The organism is Sphingobacterium faecale (genome assembly GCF_016746095.1).
In the GTDB taxonomy this organism is placed as follows: Bacteria; Bacteroidota; Bacteroidia; order Sphingobacteriales; family Sphingobacteriaceae; genus Sphingobacterium; species Sphingobacterium faecale.
Genome location: NZ_JAERTY010000001.1, coordinates 215020 through 236307, shown reverse-complemented (window position 1 = coordinate 236307; position 21288 = coordinate 215020). Strand labels below are relative to the sequence as shown.

18 protein-coding genes and 1 tRNA gene are annotated in these 21288 nt (G+C 39.5%); 13 read left to right on the top strand and 6 right to left on the bottom strand.

The features are described from left to right. The first annotated feature begins 19 nt into the window (after positions 1–19). A complete protein-coding gene (locus JKG61_RS00900) occupies positions 20–1081 on the top strand; it encodes a PA0069 family radical SAM protein (RefSeq protein WP_202101114.1) in 1062 nt (353 codons plus the stop codon). On the opposite strand, the gene JKG61_RS00895 is transcribed toward JKG61_RS00900, so the two are convergent. Continuing rightward, positions 1067–2443 carry an NfeD family protein gene (locus JKG61_RS00895; RefSeq protein ID WP_202101113.1) on the bottom strand — a complete coding sequence of 459 codons (1377 nt, stop codon included), beginning with the start codon at positions 2441–2443 and terminating at the stop codon, positions 1067–1069. The two genes, JKG61_RS00900 and JKG61_RS00895, sit on opposite strands and share 15 nt — an antisense overlap. 13 nt (positions 2444–2456) lie before the next feature. Here JKG61_RS00895 and JKG61_RS00890 point away from each other — a divergent pair, with 13 nt between their 5' ends. Genes JKG61_RS00890 through JKG61_RS00880 form a run of 3 tightly spaced genes read left to right on the top strand, consistent with a single transcriptional unit; the run spans position 2457 to position 4800 of the window. After that, positions 2457–3209 carry a hypothetical protein gene (locus JKG61_RS00890; protein ID WP_202101112.1) on the top strand — a complete coding sequence of 251 codons (753 nt, stop codon included), beginning with the start codon at positions 2457–2459 and terminating at the stop codon, positions 3207–3209. Between the two features lie 9 nt (positions 3210–3218). Then, a complete protein-coding gene (locus JKG61_RS00885; RefSeq protein ID WP_202101111.1) occupies positions 3219–4151 on the top strand; it encodes a LysM peptidoglycan-binding domain-containing protein in 933 nt (310 codons plus the stop codon). A gap of 13 nt (positions 4152–4164) precedes the next feature. Beyond that, the gene (locus JKG61_RS00880) at positions 4165–4800 is read left to right on the top strand and encodes a uridine kinase family protein (protein WP_202101110.1); all 636 of its coding nucleotides are present in this window, start codon (positions 4165–4167) and stop codon (positions 4798–4800) included. 199 nt (positions 4801–4999) lie between these two features. Here the strand turns inward: JKG61_RS00880 and JKG61_RS00875 are convergent, their stop codons facing one another. Continuing rightward, positions 5000–6223 (bottom strand): MFS transporter, encoded by a 1224-nt coding sequence (locus tag JKG61_RS00875; protein ID WP_202101109.1) that lies wholly within the window; start codon positions 6221–6223, stop codon positions 5000–5002. A 149-nt stretch (positions 6224–6372) separates the two neighbouring features. On the opposite strand from JKG61_RS00875, the gene JKG61_RS00870 reads away from it, so the two are divergent. The 9 genes from JKG61_RS00870 (at position 6373) to JKG61_RS00830 (ending at position 15394) form a co-directional block, all read left to right on the top strand. Then, complete coding sequence (locus JKG61_RS00870) at positions 6373–6900, top strand: DUF4442 domain-containing protein (RefSeq protein WP_202101108.1); 528 nt, start codon at positions 6373–6375, stop codon at positions 6898–6900. A gap of 31 nt (positions 6901–6931) precedes the next feature. Then, positions 6932–7360, top strand: a complete 429-nt coding sequence (locus JKG61_RS00865; RefSeq protein ID WP_202101107.1) for a transposase — start codon at positions 6932–6934, stop codon at positions 7358–7360. 8 nt (positions 7361–7368) lie between these two features. Next, entirely contained in the window at positions 7369–8004 is a 636-nt protein-coding gene (locus JKG61_RS00860) for an SCO family protein (protein WP_202101106.1), read from the top strand. A 1-nt stretch (position 8005) separates the two neighbouring features. Further along, positions 8006–8434 (top strand): c-type cytochrome, encoded by a 429-nt coding sequence (locus JKG61_RS00855; RefSeq protein WP_202101105.1) that lies wholly within the window; start codon positions 8006–8008, stop codon positions 8432–8434. Between the two features lie 250 nt (positions 8435–8684). Next, the gene (locus JKG61_RS00850; protein WP_202101104.1) at positions 8685–9263 is read left to right on the top strand and encodes a TetR/AcrR family transcriptional regulator; all 579 of its coding nucleotides are present in this window, start codon (positions 8685–8687) and stop codon (positions 9261–9263) included. A 129-nt stretch (positions 9264–9392) separates the two neighbouring features. After that, on the top strand, positions 9393–10718 hold the full coding sequence (locus JKG61_RS00845; protein WP_237249330.1) for a TolC family protein: 1326 nt from the start codon (positions 9393–9395) through the stop codon (positions 10716–10718). A 34-nt stretch (positions 10719–10752) separates the two neighbouring features. Beyond that, positions 10753–11892 carry an efflux RND transporter periplasmic adaptor subunit gene (locus JKG61_RS00840; RefSeq protein ID WP_202101102.1) on the top strand — a complete coding sequence of 380 codons (1140 nt, stop codon included), beginning with the start codon at positions 10753–10755 and terminating at the stop codon, positions 11890–11892. A gap of 24 nt (positions 11893–11916) precedes the next feature. Beyond that, positions 11917–15087 carry an efflux RND transporter permease subunit gene (locus tag JKG61_RS00835; protein WP_202101101.1) on the top strand — a complete coding sequence of 1057 codons (3171 nt, stop codon included), beginning with the start codon at positions 11917–11919 and terminating at the stop codon, positions 15085–15087. A 225-nt stretch (positions 15088–15312) separates the two neighbouring features. Then, positions 15313–15394, top strand: a tRNA-Leu gene (locus JKG61_RS00830). Between the two features lie 75 nt (positions 15395–15469). Here JKG61_RS00830 and JKG61_RS00825 read toward each other — a convergent pair. The 4 genes from JKG61_RS00825 to JKG61_RS00810 form a co-directional block, all read right to left on the bottom strand. Next, a complete protein-coding gene (locus JKG61_RS00825) occupies positions 15470–16948 on the bottom strand; it encodes a helix-turn-helix transcriptional regulator (RefSeq protein WP_202101100.1) in 1479 nt (492 codons plus the stop codon). A gap of 179 nt (positions 16949–17127) precedes the next feature. Further along, the gene (locus tag JKG61_RS00820) at positions 17128–19509 is read right to left on the bottom strand and encodes a GumC family protein (protein WP_202101099.1); all 2382 of its coding nucleotides are present in this window, start codon (positions 19507–19509) and stop codon (positions 17128–17130) included. Positions 19510–19522: 13 nt separating this feature from the next. Continuing rightward, entirely contained in the window at positions 19523–20332 is an 810-nt protein-coding gene (locus JKG61_RS00815; RefSeq protein ID WP_202101098.1) for a polysaccharide biosynthesis/export family protein, read from the bottom strand. Positions 20333–20339: 7 nt separating this feature from the next. Further along, positions 20340–21287, bottom strand: coding sequence for a hypothetical protein (locus JKG61_RS00810; protein ID WP_202101097.1), 948 nt, complete (start codon positions 21285–21287; stop codon positions 20340–20342). Position 21288: the final 1 nt, after the last annotated feature.

Sequence of the window (21288 nt, the reverse complement as noted above, 5' to 3'; positions counted from 1 at the left end):
TTAGTATTTTTATCCTATTATGGAAGGTGAAAATACAATTAGAGGACGAGGAGCACAATTCAATCCACACAATGGATACAAATCACAGAAATATGATCAATATTTCATTGAAGGAATAGATCAAAAAGAGGAGGATAACAACTGTACTACTTTTCTATCATCCAACGCCAAAACACTCGTACACAAAGTCGATAGTCCTGATGTAGGTATGAATTTCTCAGCGAATCCGTATCAAGGATGCGAACATGGTTGTATTTATTGTTATGCGCGCAACTCGCATCAATATTGGGATTTAAGTGCTGGGCTGGATTTTGAAAGGAAAATCATTGTAAAAGAAAATTCACCACAGCTTTTTGAAGAGTTTATAACCAAAAAGAACTGGGATTTTAGTCCTATACACCTTTCTGGAAACACAGACTGTTACCAACCTATAGAACGAAGTAAACAGCTAACGAGAAAAATTCTACAAATAGCATTAAAGCATCGACAGCCTATAAGTATCATTACAAAGAATAGTCTACTCCTACGGGACATGGATATATTGGTACCACTAGCACAGCAAAAACTAGTAAAAGTATTTGTATCCATAACCTCTCTATCGGAAGACACGAGGCAAAAGCTAGAACCACGTACAGTCACAGCAGCTGGCAGATTAAAAGTAGTGAAAACATTAAGTAAGGAAGGAATACCTGTAGGAGTAAATGTAGCTCCGATCATCCCTGGCCTCACAGACCACGAAATTCCAACCATTTTAAAGCAATCTGCAGAAAACGGAGCCTTGTGGGCGGCTTACATCATCGTCCGCCTCAATGGTCAAATCGGTGATATATTTCAAAACTGGCTATCCATCAATTATCCAGATCGCAGCAATAAGATTTGGCATGCCATCCAAAATTGCCATCAAGGCCATGTGAATGATAGCGTTTTTGGACAGCGTATGAAAGGAACAGGAAAAATATCCGAGATCATCCGCGACACATTTAACCTACATTGCAGAAAAAACAATCTGAACAAAGTAGAATTTACCTACTCAACGCGGACAAAAAACACTCCTCAGAATCAACAGCTAAGCCTTTTCTAAAGTATTTATTGGTTCGGGCTTATCACTTAATTTACGAACAAACAGGTTGTAGTTTTCATGCTTTTCAACATAAACGGTCTCGCCAGCATCTATAAAACCATCAAGTGCTACTGCGTCATACCATACGCCCTCAAGCTCTATCTTTCCACCCGGACGTAAAACAGTCCTCGCTACCCCTTCTTTGTTCAATAAATCAACTTTGGGAACCGATGATGTATAACCGCTATCCGCACGCTGTTCGTCAGCCAATACCAAACGTTTAAAAGCTCGGGTATTAAGAATATTCTTACCAAAAAGAACCATTAAAATAATGGAGAGAACCATCGCTCCAATAACAATCAAAAAAGAATTCATCAATAAGCCAGGTTGAGAGACTTTAAAATCAAAATAATCATTTGCCAACATGGAAAAAGCAAGTCCGCAAAGAACAAAAATAACACCTAATACTCCAGCTATTCCGAAACCTGGGATAACAAATACTTCGAGTGCCAATAACACGACCCCAACGACGAAAAGTGCAATCTCCCAATGATCAGCTAGCCCCTGCAGATATAAAGGGGCAAAAAACAACGTTGCTGCAACTAGAGCGACTCCCAATGCAAAACCAATTCCTGGCGTTTGAAGTTCAAAGTAAATCCCCCCGATTATACCCATTATCAACAGACCACTAATCATTGGATTTACTAGAAAACCAATAATATTATCCACCCATGTTTTTTCATAGCGCTGTACACTTGGAGCTGATATATCCAAACTACTATAAATATCCTCAAGTCGCCTAACCTCCGCTTTTGCTAAGTTTGCATTGACCGCCTCAGATGCTGTAAAAGTTAAGATCTTCCCATCTTCCTTTAATGCGGGAATAGAAATACTTGGGTCTACAAAAGCTTCAGCCATTTTGGGATCCCGTCCTTTTGCCTCCGCTGTTGCGCGCATCAGGCCCCTCATATAGGACTGATATTTTTCGGGCATGATCTCTCCATTCTGATTGACCACACTAGCAGCTCCCAACGATGCGCCCGAATGCATAAAAATATAATCTGAAGCTAAAGCAATCAAGGTACCTGCAGAAGCCGCATTATTATTTACATACACCACGGTCTTCATCTCCGAATTGAGCAGTAATGTACGAATAGAGTCAGCGTAATTCACCGCACCACCAAACGTATTCATTTCTACTAAAAAATAGTCCGCCTGTTTGAGTATGGCCTGATCATAAGATTTTTTTAATATTCGCCATGCATTCGCACCTACATCTTCTTTTAACTCCGTCTTATATATATTTTGTCCGTAGGAAAAGACAGTTGCCCCAAAAACAAAAAATAGCAGCAACAGAATGGATTTCTTAAATTTGTATTGCATAAATTATTTACATATGAATAAATATACAATTAATAAAGCATTTGAAAAACACTTTCCTTTCCCCATATGGAAAATAGAAGTCGATTGCTCTAATAATTGTTTAGCTATTGAATATCGAAATCCCACAGATACACTCCCCTCATTTGCAGTCGTAACATTTGAAGGTGACACCTTATTGGAAAATTATACGGCCCTAGAAAAGGAATGGACCATAGCATCGATACAAGATGATTATCTCATTTTTAAACGCTTTGGCGCATCGTCTCCCATACAGGCTGGAATCCAAGTATTACACATCCCCAGTCAGTCTATTATTTTCTGCTATCAAGAGTATGTAATAAAGGGGGTCTATGAAGGTATTATCAAAGCGGCACATCGTTCTATTCCTTCTGGAATAGACTATTACATTGATCTGAAAACTGGAATTGTAGACAGCGGAGCCAGGTCTTCTCTGCACCTCCCTCATAACAACATTACCTACCCTATCTCTTATCAGGGCTATGTTCCAGATTTTATCGAAAGCTTTTCTTTTGAAGATCAAATCTGGTTACAACCCTACAAAGAAATATTTATATGGTCTTACCACAAAAAAAACAACAATAGTTTCGATCTTTATCTCAGTTTATCGACTAAAAATGAAATACTTGACAATAAAATTATCTTGACAGGCTTAGACAGATTAATCCCACAGCCCTATTTTCAAGTCAAAGGTCATATTTTCTTTTTATCAAATACTAAACAAGAAATTGCGACGTATTTAGTATAATTGCAAGCTATGAAGCATAATAAAACTATTAAATCGTATCATAAATTATCGTTTTTATTGGCTCTAGGACTAGGATTAAGCAATTGGACTTCCATTCAAGCCAAAAATATGGCAACGACAATGGTATGCATCGCTCCTGATTCTATAGGAAACGAAATTATAAATGGACAACGTTATGTCATCCATAAGTTAACTCCCCAGGAGACCTACTATCAGTTGAGCCGGGTATACGGAGTTCCTGTAAAGGATATCATGAATACCAACAACAAGAAAAGCCTTCGCGTTGGTGATACCGTAAAAATACCTAGAGGCAAGGCTGTAACTGAAAACCAAGCTACTAAGACGCTCAACCCGATTCCAGATCGAGAAAACGTCCTGATAGATCCGCAAGACGTAACGGAATACAAAGTCAGCAAAAGTGAAACACTTTATGCAATTTCCAGACGTTTTGGAATTTCTGTAGATGATATAAAAAAAGTCAACGGCCTCACATCGGAGAATCTGCGGGAAGGACAAATCTTAAAGGTACCTAATCATAGTCTTCCCGCCCCAGAGCCTAAGATAGAATCAGTTATTGTCCCAGAGGTACCTCCCGAAATACAAGAGCATCAACCCATCGATGATTCTATGTTTAAGCCCAACAAATATGGTATCCGAGAAAAGAAAGAACGTGGAGTGGGAGTATGGATGGATAGCCTTCAAGGAGACGGGCAGACCAGCCTCGCCTTGCATAAAACCGCTCCTATAGGAACTATCTTAAAAATCACAAACCCTATGAACCGAAGTGTTACCTTTGCAAAAGTAGTAGGCAAATTTGGGGATAATCAAGAAACACAGGATGCTATTGTTGTACTTTCCAAATCTGTTGCCTCTTCAATCGGTGTATTAGATCGGAAGTTTCAGGTAGAGATTACCTATGGCATACCATTAGAGCAAGAGTAATTTTAAAATATAAATGGACAAACCGTATGTAATGGGAATCGCAGGTAGTAGTGGTTCTGGTAAGACTTTCTTTTTAAAGAGCTTCTTAGACCATTTTGACCAAGATCAAGTCACATTAATCTCGCAGGATGATTATTATTTTCCAGCGAATACCAAAACACAGGAAGAAAACAGGTTATACAACTTCGATATTCCTTCTTCGATTGATAGAGAATCGTTTTTCAATGATATCAAAAGCCTTTTCGAAGGAAATACAATATATAAAAAAGAATATACCTTTAATAATCCCAGTATAAAACCCAAAACGCTGGAAATAAAGCCAGCTCCTATTCTGATTGTAGAGGGATTGTTTATCTTTCATTATGAAGAAATTAATCAGCTGTTAAACTATCGTATATTTTTAGACGCAGATGAAGAAATAGCATTAACACGTAGATTAAAAAGAGATCTGGTAGAGCGCGGATACGACCATGATGATGTGATGTACAAATGGATCAACCATGTTGTCCCCTCTTATAACACATATCTATTACCTTATAAAAACACGTGTGACCGCATTGTTGTCAACAATACGGATGATCCAGTGCTTATTAACAGTGCTACAAATGTTATTTCTCAGGAGCTAAAAGAAAAATTACAATTCAATTAATTTAAAACTAGTCTAAATAACTATCTTTGCAGTATGGAAAGGCAGAGTTTATCAGATCTAGTAGTAACAAATACAGAAATTGATCAATCGCTCAAAGGAATAAACCCCTTTGGCGATTTTTCTTGTTGTGTATTCAAGAAGTGTTGCAAAAAATACAAAAGAGGTAAGCGTTGTAAAAAATGCCCTGATCGCTAAAAATCTATTCCTCGTAATAGTTCAAATCTTTGTCAAAGCTCTCTTCTAACTGTGTTAAAGCAAAAATAGCAATTCCTGTGAGCAGAACTAACGTAATTGTAGCGGCAGCAATAATCCCCCATAAGTCCACAAAATAACCGTACAATAACGTAGAAGGTATTAGAGCGCCCCGCACGAAATTTGGGGCAGTCGTAGCGACAGTTGCCCTTAGATTTGTCCCAAACTGTTCTGCAGATATTGTCACAAAAGTAGCCCAATACCCAACCCCCAGACCCATAAAAAATGCGAGAAACATAAACTTGCTCTCTCCTATTCCTGTACTATTTAAATACCACAGGGAAGACACTAAAATCAGTATCTGGCATAGAAGCACCACTTTCTTTCGCGACTTTAACCATTGCGCCAAGAGACCTGCTAAGAAATCACCGACAGAAATTCCTAAATAGGTAAACATAACCCCTTTTCCTGCGCTCAACATATCTTTCGCCCCTAGAGCTTTACCTATCTCAGGCGCTTGAGTAACTAATACGCCAACAACAAACCAAATTGGCAAACCTATACACAAACAATACACATAACGCCTGAGTCTATCCTTATCCATAAACAATAGTTTTAAACTTCCTTTGGGGACATGACCATGTCCTATAGATTGTGTGAAAAGCCCCGATTCAAAAGTCCCTACCCGCATCAAGAGTAATACAATCCCCATTCCTCCTCCTACAAAATAAGCGGTACGCCAATCAAACCATTCGGACACAAAATAAGCTAAAATAGCTCCTAAAACCCCAACTCCAGCAACCAACATAGTGCCATATCCGCGTTTACTTCGATGCATGGACTCGCTAACCAAAGTAATCCCCGCTCCTAGTTCGCCCGCCAATCCGATTCCTGCTATAAAACGCACTATACCATAAGTGGTCACATCGTGCACAAAACCATTATAAATATTAGCTAGGGAGTACAGTAGAATGGAGCCAAATAATACCCTTACCCGTCCATATTTATCCGCTATTACTCCCCATATCAGCCCACCCAATAACAAGCCTCCCATTTGCATATTCAATACAAACTCTCCTTTTACCCGCATAAGCTCTTCAGCTACGCCAATATCCTCGAAAGAACGTACGCGTACAATCGAGAAAATAATCAAATCATAGATGTCTACGAAATAACCCAATGAAGCTACCAGAATCAATAGCCATGTGTTCTTTGTATTATTGGAAGCCATAATTAAGGTCTATTAATAAAAAACAAAGGTGACTTTACTTAAGTCACAGAATGGTTAAATTTGATGTAATTTACTATAGAAAATCATTTTACACAACATATTGCCTCGATTTAGTTATTTAAAACGTTATTAATCGTACTTTTGTTAGTATGAAGTTAAATCCGTCTTCTCTCAAATGGCTGCTCAGGCTCTATCCTCCTTTCTTTTTTCAAAGAATATGGGTAAAAAAAGTCCACAAAGATTTTAGGGGAATTGATGTTAAGATTCATAAAAGCTTTCTAAATGTCAATTCGAATAAAACAGTATTTGGAGGAACAATTTTTACGGCCTTAGATCCTGTACATTCCATACTTCTAGATCAAATTTTTCAAGCCAATGGAATGAAGCGAACTGTCGCATGGCTCAAATCTGCTCGTATTGAATATCTAAAACCCGGAAGAACCGATTTACAGTATTCACTCTATTTACAGGATAATGATGTAAGAGAGGCTTTTGACGAAATCCAGGAGAAAGGAAAAATTATAAAAACTTTCACCACTTGTGTATTCGACAAAAATGGCGTAAAATGCGCTATCTGTCACAATGAAATTTATATTAGAAATTTGGATTTCCTTATCAAGAGGGAGAATAAATCAACTACATTAGAAGAAATTTATAAGGGGGTAGGACATAATTAGACTACACTTAAAAACACTAAATTTTGTACACATGAAAAAAAAAATTTATCTACTATCAGCGAGTGCGATTCTACTGGGCTCGTGCCAGTCTTCCGCAACCAAAGAAGCCGTTAAACATCAACAGCTAGCTGAAGAGGCTATAGCTATCCATGATGAAATCATGCCTCAGATTGCCCATTTTGACAAGACTACGGTAAAAATTGATTCTATATTAGAAAATCTAGGCCAGGTTCTTACAAAAGATCCCCAAGCAGATACAGCTGCCGTAAGAATCGATCTCATCACATTGAAAAGCAACCTCGAAGCTGCGACAGACAATATGATGACTTGGATGAAAGAGTACAACCCCGATAGTACTACAGTATCTTATCAAGAAGGAGAAATCGAAAAAATAAAAGCAATGAGAAAACAGTTTGAAGACGTCTCTTTAGAGAGCAACAAAAAACTAGGTAAACTATAACTAATACCATGATTAGAACTTTTTTTTGTACCGCTGCATGTGCTTTAACTTTTGTAGCGTGCCAACCTACGGCAAAAAAACTCCCTATTATCGGAGAACGGGAAGTGGTCCAAAAAGAAATAGAGGGAAAAATGGTAGCTGATACCATTTATCCTACTATTCCTAAGTTTGAATTTCTTAATCAGGATAGTGTCATGCTATCAGATAAGTTTTTCGATAATAAAATATACGTTGCCAATTTCTTTTTCACGCATTGTCCGAGTATTTGTCCAACCATGCAACGTAACCTCTTAAAAGCGTACGAGAAGTATAAAAACGATAACCGGATAGCTTTCCTATCTCATAGCATAGATTTTAAATATGATCAACCACACGTCTTAAAATCCTATGCCAGCAAATTGGGCGTAGACAATGAGCAGTGGCAATTTGTAACCGGAACCAAGGCTGCAATCTACGGCCTTTCGGACAAGTATCTCGTATACACCAAAGAAGATGCTTCTGTCCCAGGAGGCTATGATCACTCTGGTTATTTAGTGTTGATAGATCATGACAAAAGAATCAGGGGAGCTTACGACGGCACCAACAGTGAAGAAGTAGAAAAATTGTTAGCGGACATAGATATTCTCTTACAAGAGTACAAGTAATATGCGTCTATTCCACATTTTCATTATACTGGGCATAACCATATTTAGCTTAGCTTATTTGGCTTCATGTCATTCCAATCTCAATATAGAGACGGCTCAATATGCCGTAAATGGTCAAAAGCTTTATACTACAAATTGCCAAAATTGCCATGGAGCAAAGGGAGAAGGATTAGGCAAACTCTATCCCCCATTGACTGACGCTGCTTTTTTCAAAGACAACAGAGCAAAATTGAGCTGCATGGTAAAAAACGGTATGCAGGGAGAAATTATCATACATGGACAGGTATTTAACGAAAAAATGCCTGCTAACCCACAACTAAGCGAATTAGATATAGCTTATATCCTAACCTATATTACTACCAACTTTACACAAAGTGATTCTATCTACTCGCATCAAGAAGTAAAGGAAGCTTTAAAAAACTGCAACTAGGCATAAAAAAAAGGTTTTCAAACGGGGAGAATGAAAACCTTTACTAACCAATTATAAACCTAAATTATGATACCACAAAGATAAGTGTAGAACATACACCTGTCAAGCCTTTTCTTAAGAATTAACAATTTCTTAACACAGATGCGGGTTAAACGCTTTCTCTACTCCACATTCCACTCTTAGGAAAATCACCTTTTATAACAGAATTTTGACATTTTTATTGGTTCTCAATCATTAAATTTGCAACCGAATGAACGTTCAATTTACAGATAAAATAGAGTGTATCTTCAAGCATACACTGGCACTCATCAAAGAAAATGGGTTCCACGGAACACCGATGAGTATGATCGCCAAGAGTTCAGATGTAGCTATTGGCACTATTTATCATTACTTTCCATCCAAGGAAAATTTGATATTAGAGCTTTTTACCTATTGTAAAAAGAAAATCAACTCCTATATATTCGATGCTATTGATCCTGAACTACCCTATCAGAAGCAGTTCGCTATGGTATTAGAACGCTTTTGTAAATTTCAGGTCGACAACACCGATATATTCAGTTTTTTAGAACAATTTCACAACTCTCCATTTAATGAACTCGCGCACGATAAACAGAAAGTGGGAGGTTGTGATGAAAACAATGTGATCAACTTTTTGTTGAAAGGTATGGAAACAAATTCATTAAGAAAAATAGATGTTCATGTCATGGCTTCTGCCTTCATAGGATCTGCGGTTACCTTTTCGAAATCCGTACTTTACGGCAAGGTCCCCTTAGACAGAAGACATTTAGAAGAACTCGTAGAAATTATTTGGAACGGAGTGAAACAATAATGCAAAACATCCTAGCCTTGCGCTTCCTTTCGTTATTCGATTCCAATGCATCGACTAGGAGAGATCTCTCAAAAACAATCAAGACAGGTAGTTTAATCACCGACAAAATAGATATAAACGTATATGAAGATGAATTATAATTTTAGGAAGATATTTTCTGTTGCCTTTCTAGCAATTGCTGGCTGCAGTATGTCCGTTGCACAGCAAGCAGAACTCGGAAACAATGCAACATTAGATGATTTGATCAGTTACGCTTTAAGCAATAAGATTGAAATCAAACAAGCATTGATAGACAAAGAGATCGGTGAACGTGAAATTGCCTCGGCTCTGTCAGGCTGGTTCCCACAGATCAATGCTAATGGGAGCCTCAGCCACTCCATGCAGCTACCAACGACTAATTTTAATGGTAACAACGTAGCCTTAGGCCAACGCAACACGAGTGCACTAACTTTCCAGGCAGACCAAGCATTGATCAGTCCACAATTATTTCAAGCTTCGAAGGCCGCTAAATATGTACGCCAGCAAAACAACCTTAATGAAGAATCTACAAAAATCAATACTGTGGTTGATGTCAGTAAAGCTTACTATGATATTCTGACCAGTGAAGAGCAAATAAAAATAATCAATGAAAACATTACCAGACTCGAACGTCAACATACAGAGGCTAATGCTCGATATGAGGTAGGTCTGGTAGATAAAACCGATTTCAAACGCGCGCAGATATCGTTGAATAATGCAAAGGCTGATTTAAAATCTGCTTCTGAAAACCGGAAATACAAATACGATTACCTAAAAATGTTATTGGCGATTCCTACCCACCAGCCGCTTTCTCTATCATTTGTTAATCAGAGTATGGAAAGCAATATTCTTTTGGACACAACAGAACTGCTTCAAATAGCCAATCGGGTCGAATTCAAACAATTGGAAAACATCAAAGACATCCAACGTTTAAATACGCAGTATCAAAAGTGGAACTATCTACCGAAAGTAAGTGCTTATGCCAACTATGCGTTAAACTATAGAAACAATAAATTCTCGGATCTATACAGTGACAACTTTCCAGGGTCAAATGTTGGATTGACATTATCTCTGCCCATATTCACTGGTACCAAGAGAATCCAAGAAATTAAAAAATCAGAACTTCAAGAGGAACGTATTGCATTAGACGTTCAGAACCTGGAGAATCAGATCAGTACGGAATACTCGGCCGCCATGGCTGGATATCGAGCCAATATGAACGAATGGCGTAATTCCAAAGACAATATGGAACTTTCAGAAGAAGTCTATAACACAATTAAATTACAATACGATGCTGGAGTAAAGACCTATCTGGAGTTGATGACTGCAGAGACAGACTTAAAGACCTCCCAACTAAACTACTTAAACTCACTATATGCCGTATTATCGAGTAAGCTAGATATACAAAAAGCATTAGGTACAGTAGAAATTAATTAATAAACAACCTTAATCATAGAAAAAAAATAACGTCATGAATAGAATTCAATTACTTTCAGCCTTACTTATCGGTTCTGGATTACTCGGACAATCCTGCGGTGGGTCAAAAGATAATAAACCAAAGGGCGGTGCCCCAGGACAACAAGCTGAAATGGCGATGCCAGTTTCGACAGCTATAGTAGGTAAAGAGATTGTATCGGGTTTAAAGAGTTATCCAGCAAGTGTCGTTCCTTTACAGGAAACAGAAATTAGAGCGGAGGTTACTGGATATATTACGAATATCTTTGTTGCGGATGGTGCATTTGTCAGTAAAGGACAGCGTCTTTATGAAATAGACCGTGTTCGATACCAGGCCGCAGTAGATCAAGCAAAAGCTAATTTAGAAATAGCAAAGGCTAATCTAGACCGCGTACAGAAAGATTTACAACGTTATCAAACCTTAGCAGAGAAAGATGCGATTGCCAAACAAACACTAGATTACGCAACAACAGACGTTAATAACCAACGTGCGCAAGTTCAAGCGGCAGAAGCAGCTTTGACAACAGCCCGTACAAATCTACAGCGTTCAGTTATTTTAGCACCTTTTTCTGGCAATATAGGTATATCACAAGTACGTACCGGTGCACTGGTAAATGCAGGAACAACACTTTTAAATACAGTATCATCTACAAATCCAATAGCTGTTGAATTTCAAATCAATGAGAAAGATATTCCTGAATTCACCAAACTACAAGCAGGGAGTTCTTCGACTCAAATCTACACCTCGATGCCGGATGGTAGCCGCTATGAGGAAAGCGGAAGAATAGTTACTATTGACCGTGCTGTAGACAGCCAGACAGGAACTTTAAAGGTGAGAGCTTCTTTCGCTAACGGAGCCAATGCACTTAGAGCAGGTATGAATACCACGCTAAACGTAGAAAGTACATCTAGCGAGGAGGAATTAGTGATCCCTTACAAAGCTGTATTTGAACAACTGGGTACATTCAATGTCTATACTATTAATGATAGTAGCAAAGTCGAACTTAAGCAAATCGTTTTAGGGCACAAATTGGCAGATAAGGTTGTCGTTAGCTCTGGTCTCGAGGCCGGTCAAAAGATTGTAGTCGATGGAGCAGCATCACTAAGACCTGGAGCGAAAGTTGCCGAAAACAATGCAGAAAATAAACAAAAATAATTGCCAGACGCTAAATAAATAATAATGATATCAGAAGTATTTATTAAAAGGCCAGTTACGGCGATGGTTATTTCCATCTTGATCACCATTATTGGTGTTATTGCCGTATCCACGTTGCCGATCAGTCAATATCCCTCCATCGCTCCACCCACAGTTACCGTAACTGCCAACTATACAGGAGCAGATGCACAAACCGTCGAACAAACGGTTACCACCCCAATTGAGAGTCAAATTAACGGTACTCCGGGAATGATTTATATGTCGTCCAATAGTACATCTAATGGCCAAGCCCAAATTACCGTCACATTTGAAGTTGGGACCGACATTGATATTGCGACATTAGATGTACAGAATCGTGTAGGAATTGCAGAGCCGGCCTTACCGGAAGCTGTCCGTCGTCTGGGCGTTACCACACGTAAAGCCAATACGGATATTTTGATGTTGGTATCTTTAGTTTCTCCGAAAGGAACCAGAGATGACAAATTCTTGTCTAACTATGCCAATCTATATATTAAAGATGCTATCATGCGTGTCAAAGGCGTGGGGGATGTCACCGCCTTTGGTCAACCTTTCTCTATGCGTGTTTGGCTAGATGCTAATAAACTAGCCAACATCAAAATGACACCATCAGATGTGTCAGCGGCCATAGCAGAGCAAAATATCCGCATACCAGGAGGAAGTGTGGGAGGAAAGCCCCAACAGTCCTCTACTGTATTTGAATACCCGGTAATTACAGATTCAGATCTGTCTGATGTTGAAGATTTCGAAAACATCGTTGTCAAAACCAATCAGGATGGCTCTATCGTACTATTAAAAGATGTTGCCCGTGTAGAATTAGGACAGTTTAACTATGGGACGTCAACCAAAGTCAACGGCATGGTCTCTACCGGTATGATGATCAGTCAAACCCCAGGAGGAAACGCCGTAGAAACAGCTGAAGGTATATTTGCTTCGTTAGAGAAACTAAAACAGTCCTTTCCGGAAGACGTAGACTATGTAGTTGGTTACGAGACTGTATCGGTAGTTAATGCTTCTATCGAGTCGGTAATCCATACACTTTTAGAAGCGCTGTTACTCGTAACGGTAGTTGTATTCTTCTTCCTTCAGAGCTGGAGAGCAACCTTGATTCCGGTACTTGCTATTCCAGTCTCTATCGTAGGTACATTCATTTTCTTCTTAATGTTTGGCTTTTCTATTAACAACCTTACGATGCTAGCCTTTGTATTAGCCATAGGTATAGTTGTAGATGATGCGATTGTTGTAGTTGAGGCCGTGCAGCATTATATCGATCATTATAAAATGAGTGCAAAAGAAGCGACAATGCGTGCCATGAAAGATATTACTGCTCCAGTAATCGCTATTGCTTTGATTTTGGCAGCCGTGTTTGTACCTGTTGGTTTTATTCCTGGTATGGTTGGTAAATTGTATCAACAATTCGCGATTACCATTGCAGTATCCGTAATGCTATCAGCTTTCATCGCCTTGACATTGACTCCAGCTCTTTGCTCCATTATGCTAAAGCCTACGGCAGTAACTAAAAACTCGAGAGGCTTGAATAAGTTTTTCTATAAATTCAACGTATGGTTTGAAAAGGTCACCTACTCCTATTCCAAGGGGGTAAAAAAAGCGATCAAAGCAACACCTCTAGTATTAATCGTACTACTTTGTATTTTCATTGGTACAGGTTGGATGTTTACGGTCAAGCCAACTGGTTTCATCCCGTCAGAAGACGGAGGGATGTTCTTTGCTGGTATTACTCTACCCGAAGGTTCGTCATCTGCCCGAACAGATGCTATATTAGAGGAGTTGGAAAAAGAGTTCTTAACCGAGTTTCCCGAGATCAAATACGTTACCTCGATATCTGGTATTAATATTTTGAACCGGGCATTCAAACCCAACGGAGCGACCTTATTCGTATCGCTCAAACCTTGGAAAGACCGCAAGCGCACAGTTAATGAAATAACTGGTGCGATTATGAAGAAGTATGCACAATACACAAAAGCTCGGGTTTTGGCTGTAACTCCTCCGGCAATTCCCGGCCTAGGAGCCTCTGGAGGTTTCTCTCTACAGATACAGGATTTACAGACGGTAGATATTAAACAATTCGAGGCTACGGTAGGTAAGTTCTTAATGGCTGCAAATCAGCGTCCTGAAATTGGAATGGCCTATACCCTATTTAACTCGAACTCGCCAAACTATAAGTTAGAAGTAAACAGAGAGCAAGCCAAACGGATGGGGGTACCAATTGCCAGCATTTATTCGACTATCTCTGCATATCTCGGTAGCAGTTATGTAAATGATTTCACCAAATACGGCCGTAATTTCCGCGTGGTTACCCAAGCCGATGTCGATTACCGTATGGGGATCGAGGACATTAACAAACTATATGTCAACAACGTAAAAGGACAGCCTGTGCCGATGGGTGCATTGGTAAGCTATGAGCTCGTTACGATGCCATCACTCATCAATCACTACAATATCTTTAGAGCTATTGATATTTCGGGAGGAGCAGCTCCAGGTTACAGTTCCGGTGATGTAATCAAAGCGCTTGAAGAAGTCGCTGCCCAGACATTACCTGCAGGATATGATTATCAATTTTCGGGGTTAACACTACAGGAGAAACAATCCGGTTCTAAGACTATACAGATTTTTGCCTTATGTATCTTATTTGTATTCCTACTTCTCGCATCGCTGTACGAAAGCTGGTCCGTACCATTTTCGATCCTTCTTTCTGTGCCTTTAGGTGTATTTGGGGCTATATTAACCTTGATGTTTATTCCACAGCTTGACAACAATATCTTTGCGCAGATTGGATTGGTGACCATTATTGGTCTTGCAGCTAAGAACGCTATTTTGATTGTAGAGTTCGCCAAAGAACGTGTAGATATCGGCATGAATCTGATTGAAGCCACATTAGATGCAGTAAAGCTTCGACTACGTCCCATCATCATGACTTCACTGGCCTTTATCTTAGGTATCATCCCCTTGATGCTTTCGACTGGAGCTGGTGCTGTATCCCGTCAGACTATTGGCTGGACCGTATTCGGAGGGATGACCGCAGCTACATTCCTCGCGATCTTTATCGTTCCGGTGCTCTTTGTTGTGATCACAAGATTAGCTTACGGGAAAAAGAAACTAGCTGAACTAGAAGCTGGTTTTGATGAAGAAAAGAAAAAACAGTTGAGTGCACATTAATGCCCGATAGAATTTTCTATAACAAAGAAGGCTGGTCGATCGTACCGGCCTTCTTTGCTATTTATCGATCCCGTTTTCATCTTTCCTGTATTAATACAAACCCTCAGATACCATCATAAAAACTTTCTAATTAATAATCAGATAGTTTGGAAAAATACGTGTTTTTTCTTTGCTAATTTAAGGAATACACCTATATTTGCATCGTCAACAATGAAACAACAGCATGCCCAGCTGGCGGAATTGGTAGACGCGTTGGTCTCAAACACCAATATCTTCGGATGTGCCGGTTCGACTCCGGCGCTGGGTACAAAAAAGCGAATCACAAAATGATTCGCTTTTTATTTACAAATAGATTTACTTACCATAAATAATTTTTAACTCATTATGCTGTCAGCACCCAATTGGTAAAATCTACATCTCTCGGCAGATTCAATTTACGTCTGATTCTATATTTCCTATTTTCCACCGATCGTATAGAGTCTCCTCTGTAGTAAGCCACTTCTTTTGTGGTGTATCCTAATTTAGTATATGCACATACTTCCAACTCTGCCAAGTTCAATGGTGTTTCTGCTTCCTTTCCCACGTACTCTGCAAAATCTCTAAAGAACTGCTTAAACTTCTGCATGAACAACGGGTCATTATTCTCGGCCATTTTTTTCAGGTTACTTATATATTCCACACCTGCTGCATCTCGCTTCCAATTCATTTCATTACCTACAATATTGTTAGGAGACAAGTCAACAACCTTTTGTGAATCATCTGGAAGTGCTATCGGATCATCCAGCGTGATTCTTTTTACAATCGATAATTTTTCCTTCTTACTAGCATTATAAACATACGCCGATGCCCCAATAGTACCCGCAACTATCAAAAGCACTAACCCAAAAAATGTGGCGATGCCCTTGTCCTTCTTAACCAATGAGATACTGGAAAAATCGTAATATCCACTCTCAACAAATGAAATCCTAACCAATTCTTTAGCACTCAACGCTACTTTACAAAGCTGATACTCCCGTAGGTATTTAGCAGACGTGTCTGGAAGCCCCTGCTGTACTTTTAACAGAACGAAATGATAATAGGATAATGCCTGATAAAAAATATTACCCTCTTCTCTTGCTAAGGACAATGCGTATTTCAACCATTTTTCTATATCGTCATTAGCCTTTGTTTGCGCCAGAAAATTAATATACCTAAACACTAAGTAGTAATCAGCTTCCTCTATATTCCTTTCATCAATATCTGAAATCGCCTTTAAAAAAACTTCTCTCGCCTGAGCCACATGTTGGGATAAAAAAAGAGACAGAGCCTGACTGGCTTGCCCTATAGATTTTGCCATCTTAAATTCTTTAGCACTTTCATCTATTGATGCATAATGTTTATAAGCACGGGTATATAATAACCTCTGATCGTCTAAAGGAATCTTTAATCCAGCATTAGACGCATCTATTAAACAGGAATAAAAACGTTGCTGATTACTATCCGGTAAGGTCAGAGCCAATTTTGTAGATTCTTCTAACACTTCTGATAGATATTTATCGATCCCCATCTCTTTAAAGAGATAGCTATCCATCATCACTAGTTCCTTAATCTTACCATAGTTAATCAATGATTGCGCTAAAGTAGTACGGTATTCTGCAGCGCGTAGTAATTCTTTATTCCTGTCAACATCCAAAAGAAAGTCAAATGCATTTTGACTGGTTATAATGACCTCTTGTATTACAGAGCCATTCCTGGGATTATTTTTTTTGCTTTCGACAGAACCAGCATGAATCACGTAGTCGATGCCCTTGGCACTCCCACAAGGAAAAAACAAAAAGCTTAAAAAAAGTAATAAAACAAGTCTGGTAGATAGAATATTCATTTTTCAAGATAAAGCAAAGTTTGCCAAGTATCTACCAAAAACAGCCGCAACAACGATGTTCAGGTCCCCAAAACACTTAGCAAATGGTTACAAATTCCCTATAGATAATCTACAAGGCATCACTAACTTTCTCATTAAAACAACAAAATAAAATCATAATGGTTTTTATAATTAAAAAATTATCCAAATACTTTCTTCCACAAAGTCCTTTTCTCAGTCCCATAGCTATATCCATAACTATAGCCATATCCGCCATAGCCATATCGACCGTAACCTCCGCTCCCTAATTTTACCCCATTAAGTACTATACCCAATCTAGATAGCTTGTTAGATTGATATAGTGCTTCCAACTCCGGCAATTGCCTACGATCCATTTTGCCTGCCCGTATTACGAATATGGTTAAATCAGAAATACGACTGATAATAGCTGCATCCGCAACAATTCCCACAGGCACACCGTCCACGATAATATAGTCATAGCGTTTTTTCAACTCGCGAATCAATTCATCCAATCGCTGACTGAGCAATAACTCCACGGGATTAGGCGCCAAAACTCCAATAGGTATGCAATCTACCCCTTCAGAAAGCGGACTTTCACATATAATTTCGTCAACTCCTAGAGCATTATCAGAAAGATAATGTGTAACTCCCTTTTTTTGCCTAATACCTAGTCTCTTGGTGAGTGTACCTTTTCTTAAATCCAAATCTAACATAATGACACGCTTTTTTAAGTAAGAAATCGTAGCCGATAAATTCATCACATTAAAAGTCTTTCCTGCACCAATAGTAAACGACCCAAAGGTAATAACTTGTGGAGGAGCTCCATCTCGGGCCATAAAGTTAATATTGGTCCTTAGAATACGAAATGCTTCAGTCAGTGGATCCCGTCCCGCTTTAGACACAGCAATTCCCTTTTCATCATTTTTTTTCTCTAAGGGCAACTCACCTAAAAACGGAGCCGTAACAACTTTTTCTATATCCTGTCGCGTGCGAACTCCTGTATCCAAGATGAGCATGAGTAACAAAAAAACTGTAGGCAAAACCGTACCTATCATCACCCCCAGCCCTACTTTCTTCAGACGTTTAGGATAGATTGCACCGTCTGCTCCATAGGCAGGGTCTACCACCCGTATATTATCCTCTGTCATGGCTTGATTCAGGGCATTCTCTTCTCTTTTATTCAACAAAAATAAGTAGAGATCTTCTTTCACTTTCTGCTTCCTTTCCACCTCCAACATCAACCGTTGCTGCCCTGGAATCTGCAGCACCTGCCCCTTGACCTGAGTTTCTTCTCTTCGTGTATTATTGATCTTTACCTGTAGTCCTGATAGTGTATTGTCAATTGCTCGCAATATATTACTATGCATTGCATTCAACCCTTGATCCAGCTCCTGTACTACAGGATTTGCTGTACTGCTACCTTCTTCCAGACGATTGCGCCGTAACAATGCTTTATTATACTCTACAATCTGTCCTTCAACATTAGCATCTACCAAGCCCGTATTATTCGGAATCAGCTCATTCGATTTATTTCCTCGGGTAAGATATTCCCGCATCATTTCTACCAGTCTCTTATCCGTTTCAATTTTGGTTCGCTCGGTTTGAAACTGTCTGGCTTCATTGAGATACATCTGACCTGCTGCCCCTACATCTACTCCCTGATTATTCACCTTCAACCGCTCGATATCAGTCTCCACTTCATTTAATTCTTCCTCAATGATCTGCAAACGGTTTTTAATAAAGTTTGCTGTATTTACAGCGGTCTGATTCAGGTCCTGCAGAGCCGTACTGTTATAAACAGTAATCAGATCGGTCAATATATCACTGGCACGCTGCCCCGACAAATCCTCCAACGACATATGCAAAAGAAAAGCATCATCTTCCATTTGCCTTATCTTCAGATTACTCAGAAAAAAACTGACCATCTGTTCCCGAGCAAACTTTTGGATATGAATAGGCTTCCCATATATATTCTCTGAATAATAAACTGTCGAATCGAGTTTTATTTCACCTAGCGGCGTCTTAAGAGATTGTCCTATAGCTACCCGAATAGTTCCCTGCGTACTCTTTCCCTGCCATCCGTCCAATTCTATACTATCTTTGTTCAGTGGTGTGACCAAAAGACTCCAGGTACTTTCCGGCTTACCCTTTACGACCTGTACTTTTACAGGAGACTTATCATAAAGCTCATACGTCCGTAAGCCTATTTTACGGGAGTAACTTATATCTGCGCCGAGACGTCCAACGGTCTGACGCATCAGCTCTTTCGAACGTAACTGTAGCGTTTCGCTAGCGACACTCACGCTATTATACCCAGCATTGGCCCGTGTAAACCGTGCCGTAGCGGGCGTATTGGCAGGAGTTTTGATCAATACCGTCTGCGAACGTCCATACATAAATGGTGTTTTACTATAATCATAGAAATAATAACCTCCGAACAATACGATAGACAGGATAAACCAAGGCCAATACGAACCTAGGTACTTTAATATATCCAGTACATTCAGCGATTGCTCTCGGTTCTCCAAGACTCCTACTGCTGCATCTTTATGTTTCCCCATATTCCTGTTATATTTACTTTGCCAGTGTTAATGCCGCTAAAGCGATTGATATCAGCCCCATTGCTGTGCTCCAAAACCGCCAACTCCGATTCTCACGCGGTGTATCTTCAGCAGATCTCGGCGTGACATATACAATATCATTCTGCCTCAAATGATAAGCTGGCGAATCAAAAAAGCTCTTGGATTCTATATCATGCACAATTATCCGGCGTATCCCATCTTCTTCCCGGATGACCTTTATCTGATCAGGAGCAGCATTAGGCTTAAGACCACCAGAAAGTGCCAGCGCCTCCATTAAGGTCATTTCGGCATTCTCTGCATGCAAGACATTCTCTCGTAATACAGCCCCCGTTACACTTACCTTAAAATTCAACAGTTCTACTTTTACTAGTGCATCAGCGATCATACCTCCCGTTTTTAATTGCGTTGTAATTTTTTCTGTTACTTTCTCCAGCGGCATACCCGCTACCATCATTTTTCCCAAAACAGGAAAATCGATCATTCCTTCGCTATTAATCAAGTAACTCTGAGCATTTTTCGTTTGCTCATTCACAGCCTCCACATTTCCACTACCATCTATTCTAAATGCTCCGACGCCACCATTAAACGGTGCAGCCAACTCTGGGTTCTTTGAAGAAACCGTTATCCGTAACCGATCCCCCTTCTGCAGTTTCATAGGCTCTTCATCCAAGATCCTATGATGCCCATTAATTCCCATATCTTTGACATAGACTACCTTCTTACCTACCACGCACCCATTTAGCAGTAACACACTTAGGACAATCCATCCTAAAACAATTTTGTTTATACATTTAGTTCTCATAGCGGTATTAATTATTTTGTAGGTTAGTAAACTCGTTTCTATCTGAGTGTTCAACAATTTTTTTATGACACACAACAGCTGCTTCAGCGTTGGGCAGACAAGAAAACTCGCCAATATCCAACATCTTAATAACCTGTTCGGCAGTTCCGATCATACTATTAAACAGTTCCATATTCCAGCGCATCGCCGTACAACTCGGTATAAAAGCTGTTAAAGCATCCACATTATTCATCCACCTCATGCTGTTTTCTTGGGCCTTTCGTAGGCGCACGATCGCCTTTAACGGTACTCTTTTATTGACATAGCAAGCTGTCTTTCCGCTCCATGGTGTACCATACACGTACAATTGTCCCTCTTCTATAGACAGTATCGGATTATCATCATTCAGCAAGGTTACATTATCGAGATGACGCAACCAAAGTTCACTATGTGTGCTCTTTCCAGTACCACTTTTCCCCAAAAAAGCATAAGCCATTCCATCTCTTTCAACTACTGAAGCGTGAATCATTACCCGGTTTCTTTTTAAAATGGTCTGCCCAAAAGCCATCATCAAGAACCAGCTCAGTATATTAGCTGTATACAACTCATCTTTGACAACATAAATAGTCAATTTTGAAAACTCTATATTCGTCCACATCTCCCATACGCCATTCTGATCATTTGCTTGAACTGCCACCTTATATCCTGTCTCCACCTCTGTAAATAAAAAACGGTTTTCCCAAGCGTAGGAGACATCCGTCAATACCCGACTTCTTCCAGTTACAACAGGCCTATTCCCCTCCCGCAACTCCACCTCCATCACGATATCCCTTTCATCAGGCTCAGGTCCGATAAATGTTGAAAAACTCGGTAGACATGCAGAGACATCGTAGTCCCTGGGCATACTGATCCGTATCCCGAGTCCTGCGATGACTATAGTATATATAGCCCTATTACTCTTGTCTTCCTTTTTCATA

Excerpts from the sequence above, each read along its gene's own strand:
- JKG61_RS00900 (WP_202101114.1), top strand. The coding sequence starts at position 20 with ATGGAAGGTGAAAATACAATTAGAGGACGAGGAGCACAATTCAATCCA.
- JKG61_RS00895 (WP_202101113.1), bottom strand. The coding sequence starts at position 2,443 with ATGCAATACAAATTTAAGAAATCCATTCTGTTGCTGCTATTTTTTGTT.
- JKG61_RS00890 (WP_202101112.1), top strand. The coding sequence starts at position 2,457 with ATGAATAAATATACAATTAATAAAGCATTTGAAAAACACTTTCCTTTC.
- JKG61_RS00885 (WP_202101111.1), top strand. The coding sequence starts at position 3,219 with ATGAAGCATAATAAAACTATTAAATCGTATCATAAATTATCGTTTTTA.
- JKG61_RS00880 (WP_202101110.1), top strand. The coding sequence starts at position 4,165 with ATGGACAAACCGTATGTAATGGGAATCGCAGGTAGTAGTGGTTCTGGT.
- JKG61_RS00875 (WP_202101109.1), bottom strand. The coding sequence starts at position 6,223 with ATGGCTTCCAATAATACAAAGAACACATGGCTATTGATTCTGGTAGCT.
- JKG61_RS00870 (WP_202101108.1), top strand. The coding sequence starts at position 6,373 with ATGAAGTTAAATCCGTCTTCTCTCAAATGGCTGCTCAGGCTCTATCCT.
- JKG61_RS00865 (WP_202101107.1), top strand. The coding sequence starts at position 6,932 with ATGAAAAAAAAAATTTATCTACTATCAGCGAGTGCGATTCTACTGGGC.
- JKG61_RS00860 (WP_202101106.1), top strand. The coding sequence starts at position 7,369 with ATGATTAGAACTTTTTTTTGTACCGCTGCATGTGCTTTAACTTTTGTA.
- JKG61_RS00855 (WP_202101105.1), top strand. The coding sequence starts at position 8,006 with ATGCGTCTATTCCACATTTTCATTATACTGGGCATAACCATATTTAGC.
- JKG61_RS00850 (WP_202101104.1), top strand. The coding sequence starts at position 8,685 with ATGAACGTTCAATTTACAGATAAAATAGAGTGTATCTTCAAGCATACA.
- JKG61_RS00845 (WP_237249330.1), top strand. The coding sequence starts at position 9,393 with ATGAATTATAATTTTAGGAAGATATTTTCTGTTGCCTTTCTAGCAATT.
- JKG61_RS00840 (WP_202101102.1), top strand. The coding sequence starts at position 10,753 with ATGAATAGAATTCAATTACTTTCAGCCTTACTTATCGGTTCTGGATTA.
- JKG61_RS00835 (WP_202101101.1), top strand. The coding sequence starts at position 11,917 with ATGATATCAGAAGTATTTATTAAAAGGCCAGTTACGGCGATGGTTATT.
- JKG61_RS00825 (WP_202101100.1), bottom strand. The coding sequence starts at position 16,948 with ATGAATATTCTATCTACCAGACTTGTTTTATTACTTTTTTTAAGCTTT.
- JKG61_RS00820 (WP_202101099.1), bottom strand. The coding sequence starts at position 19,509 with ATGGGGAAACATAAAGATGCAGCAGTAGGAGTCTTGGAGAACCGAGAG.
- JKG61_RS00815 (WP_202101098.1), bottom strand. The coding sequence starts at position 20,332 with ATGAGAACTAAATGTATAAACAAAATTGTTTTAGGATGGATTGTCCTA.
- JKG61_RS00810 (WP_202101097.1), bottom strand. The coding sequence starts at position 21,287 with ATGAAAAAGGAAGACAAGAGTAATAGGGCTATATATACTATAGTCATC.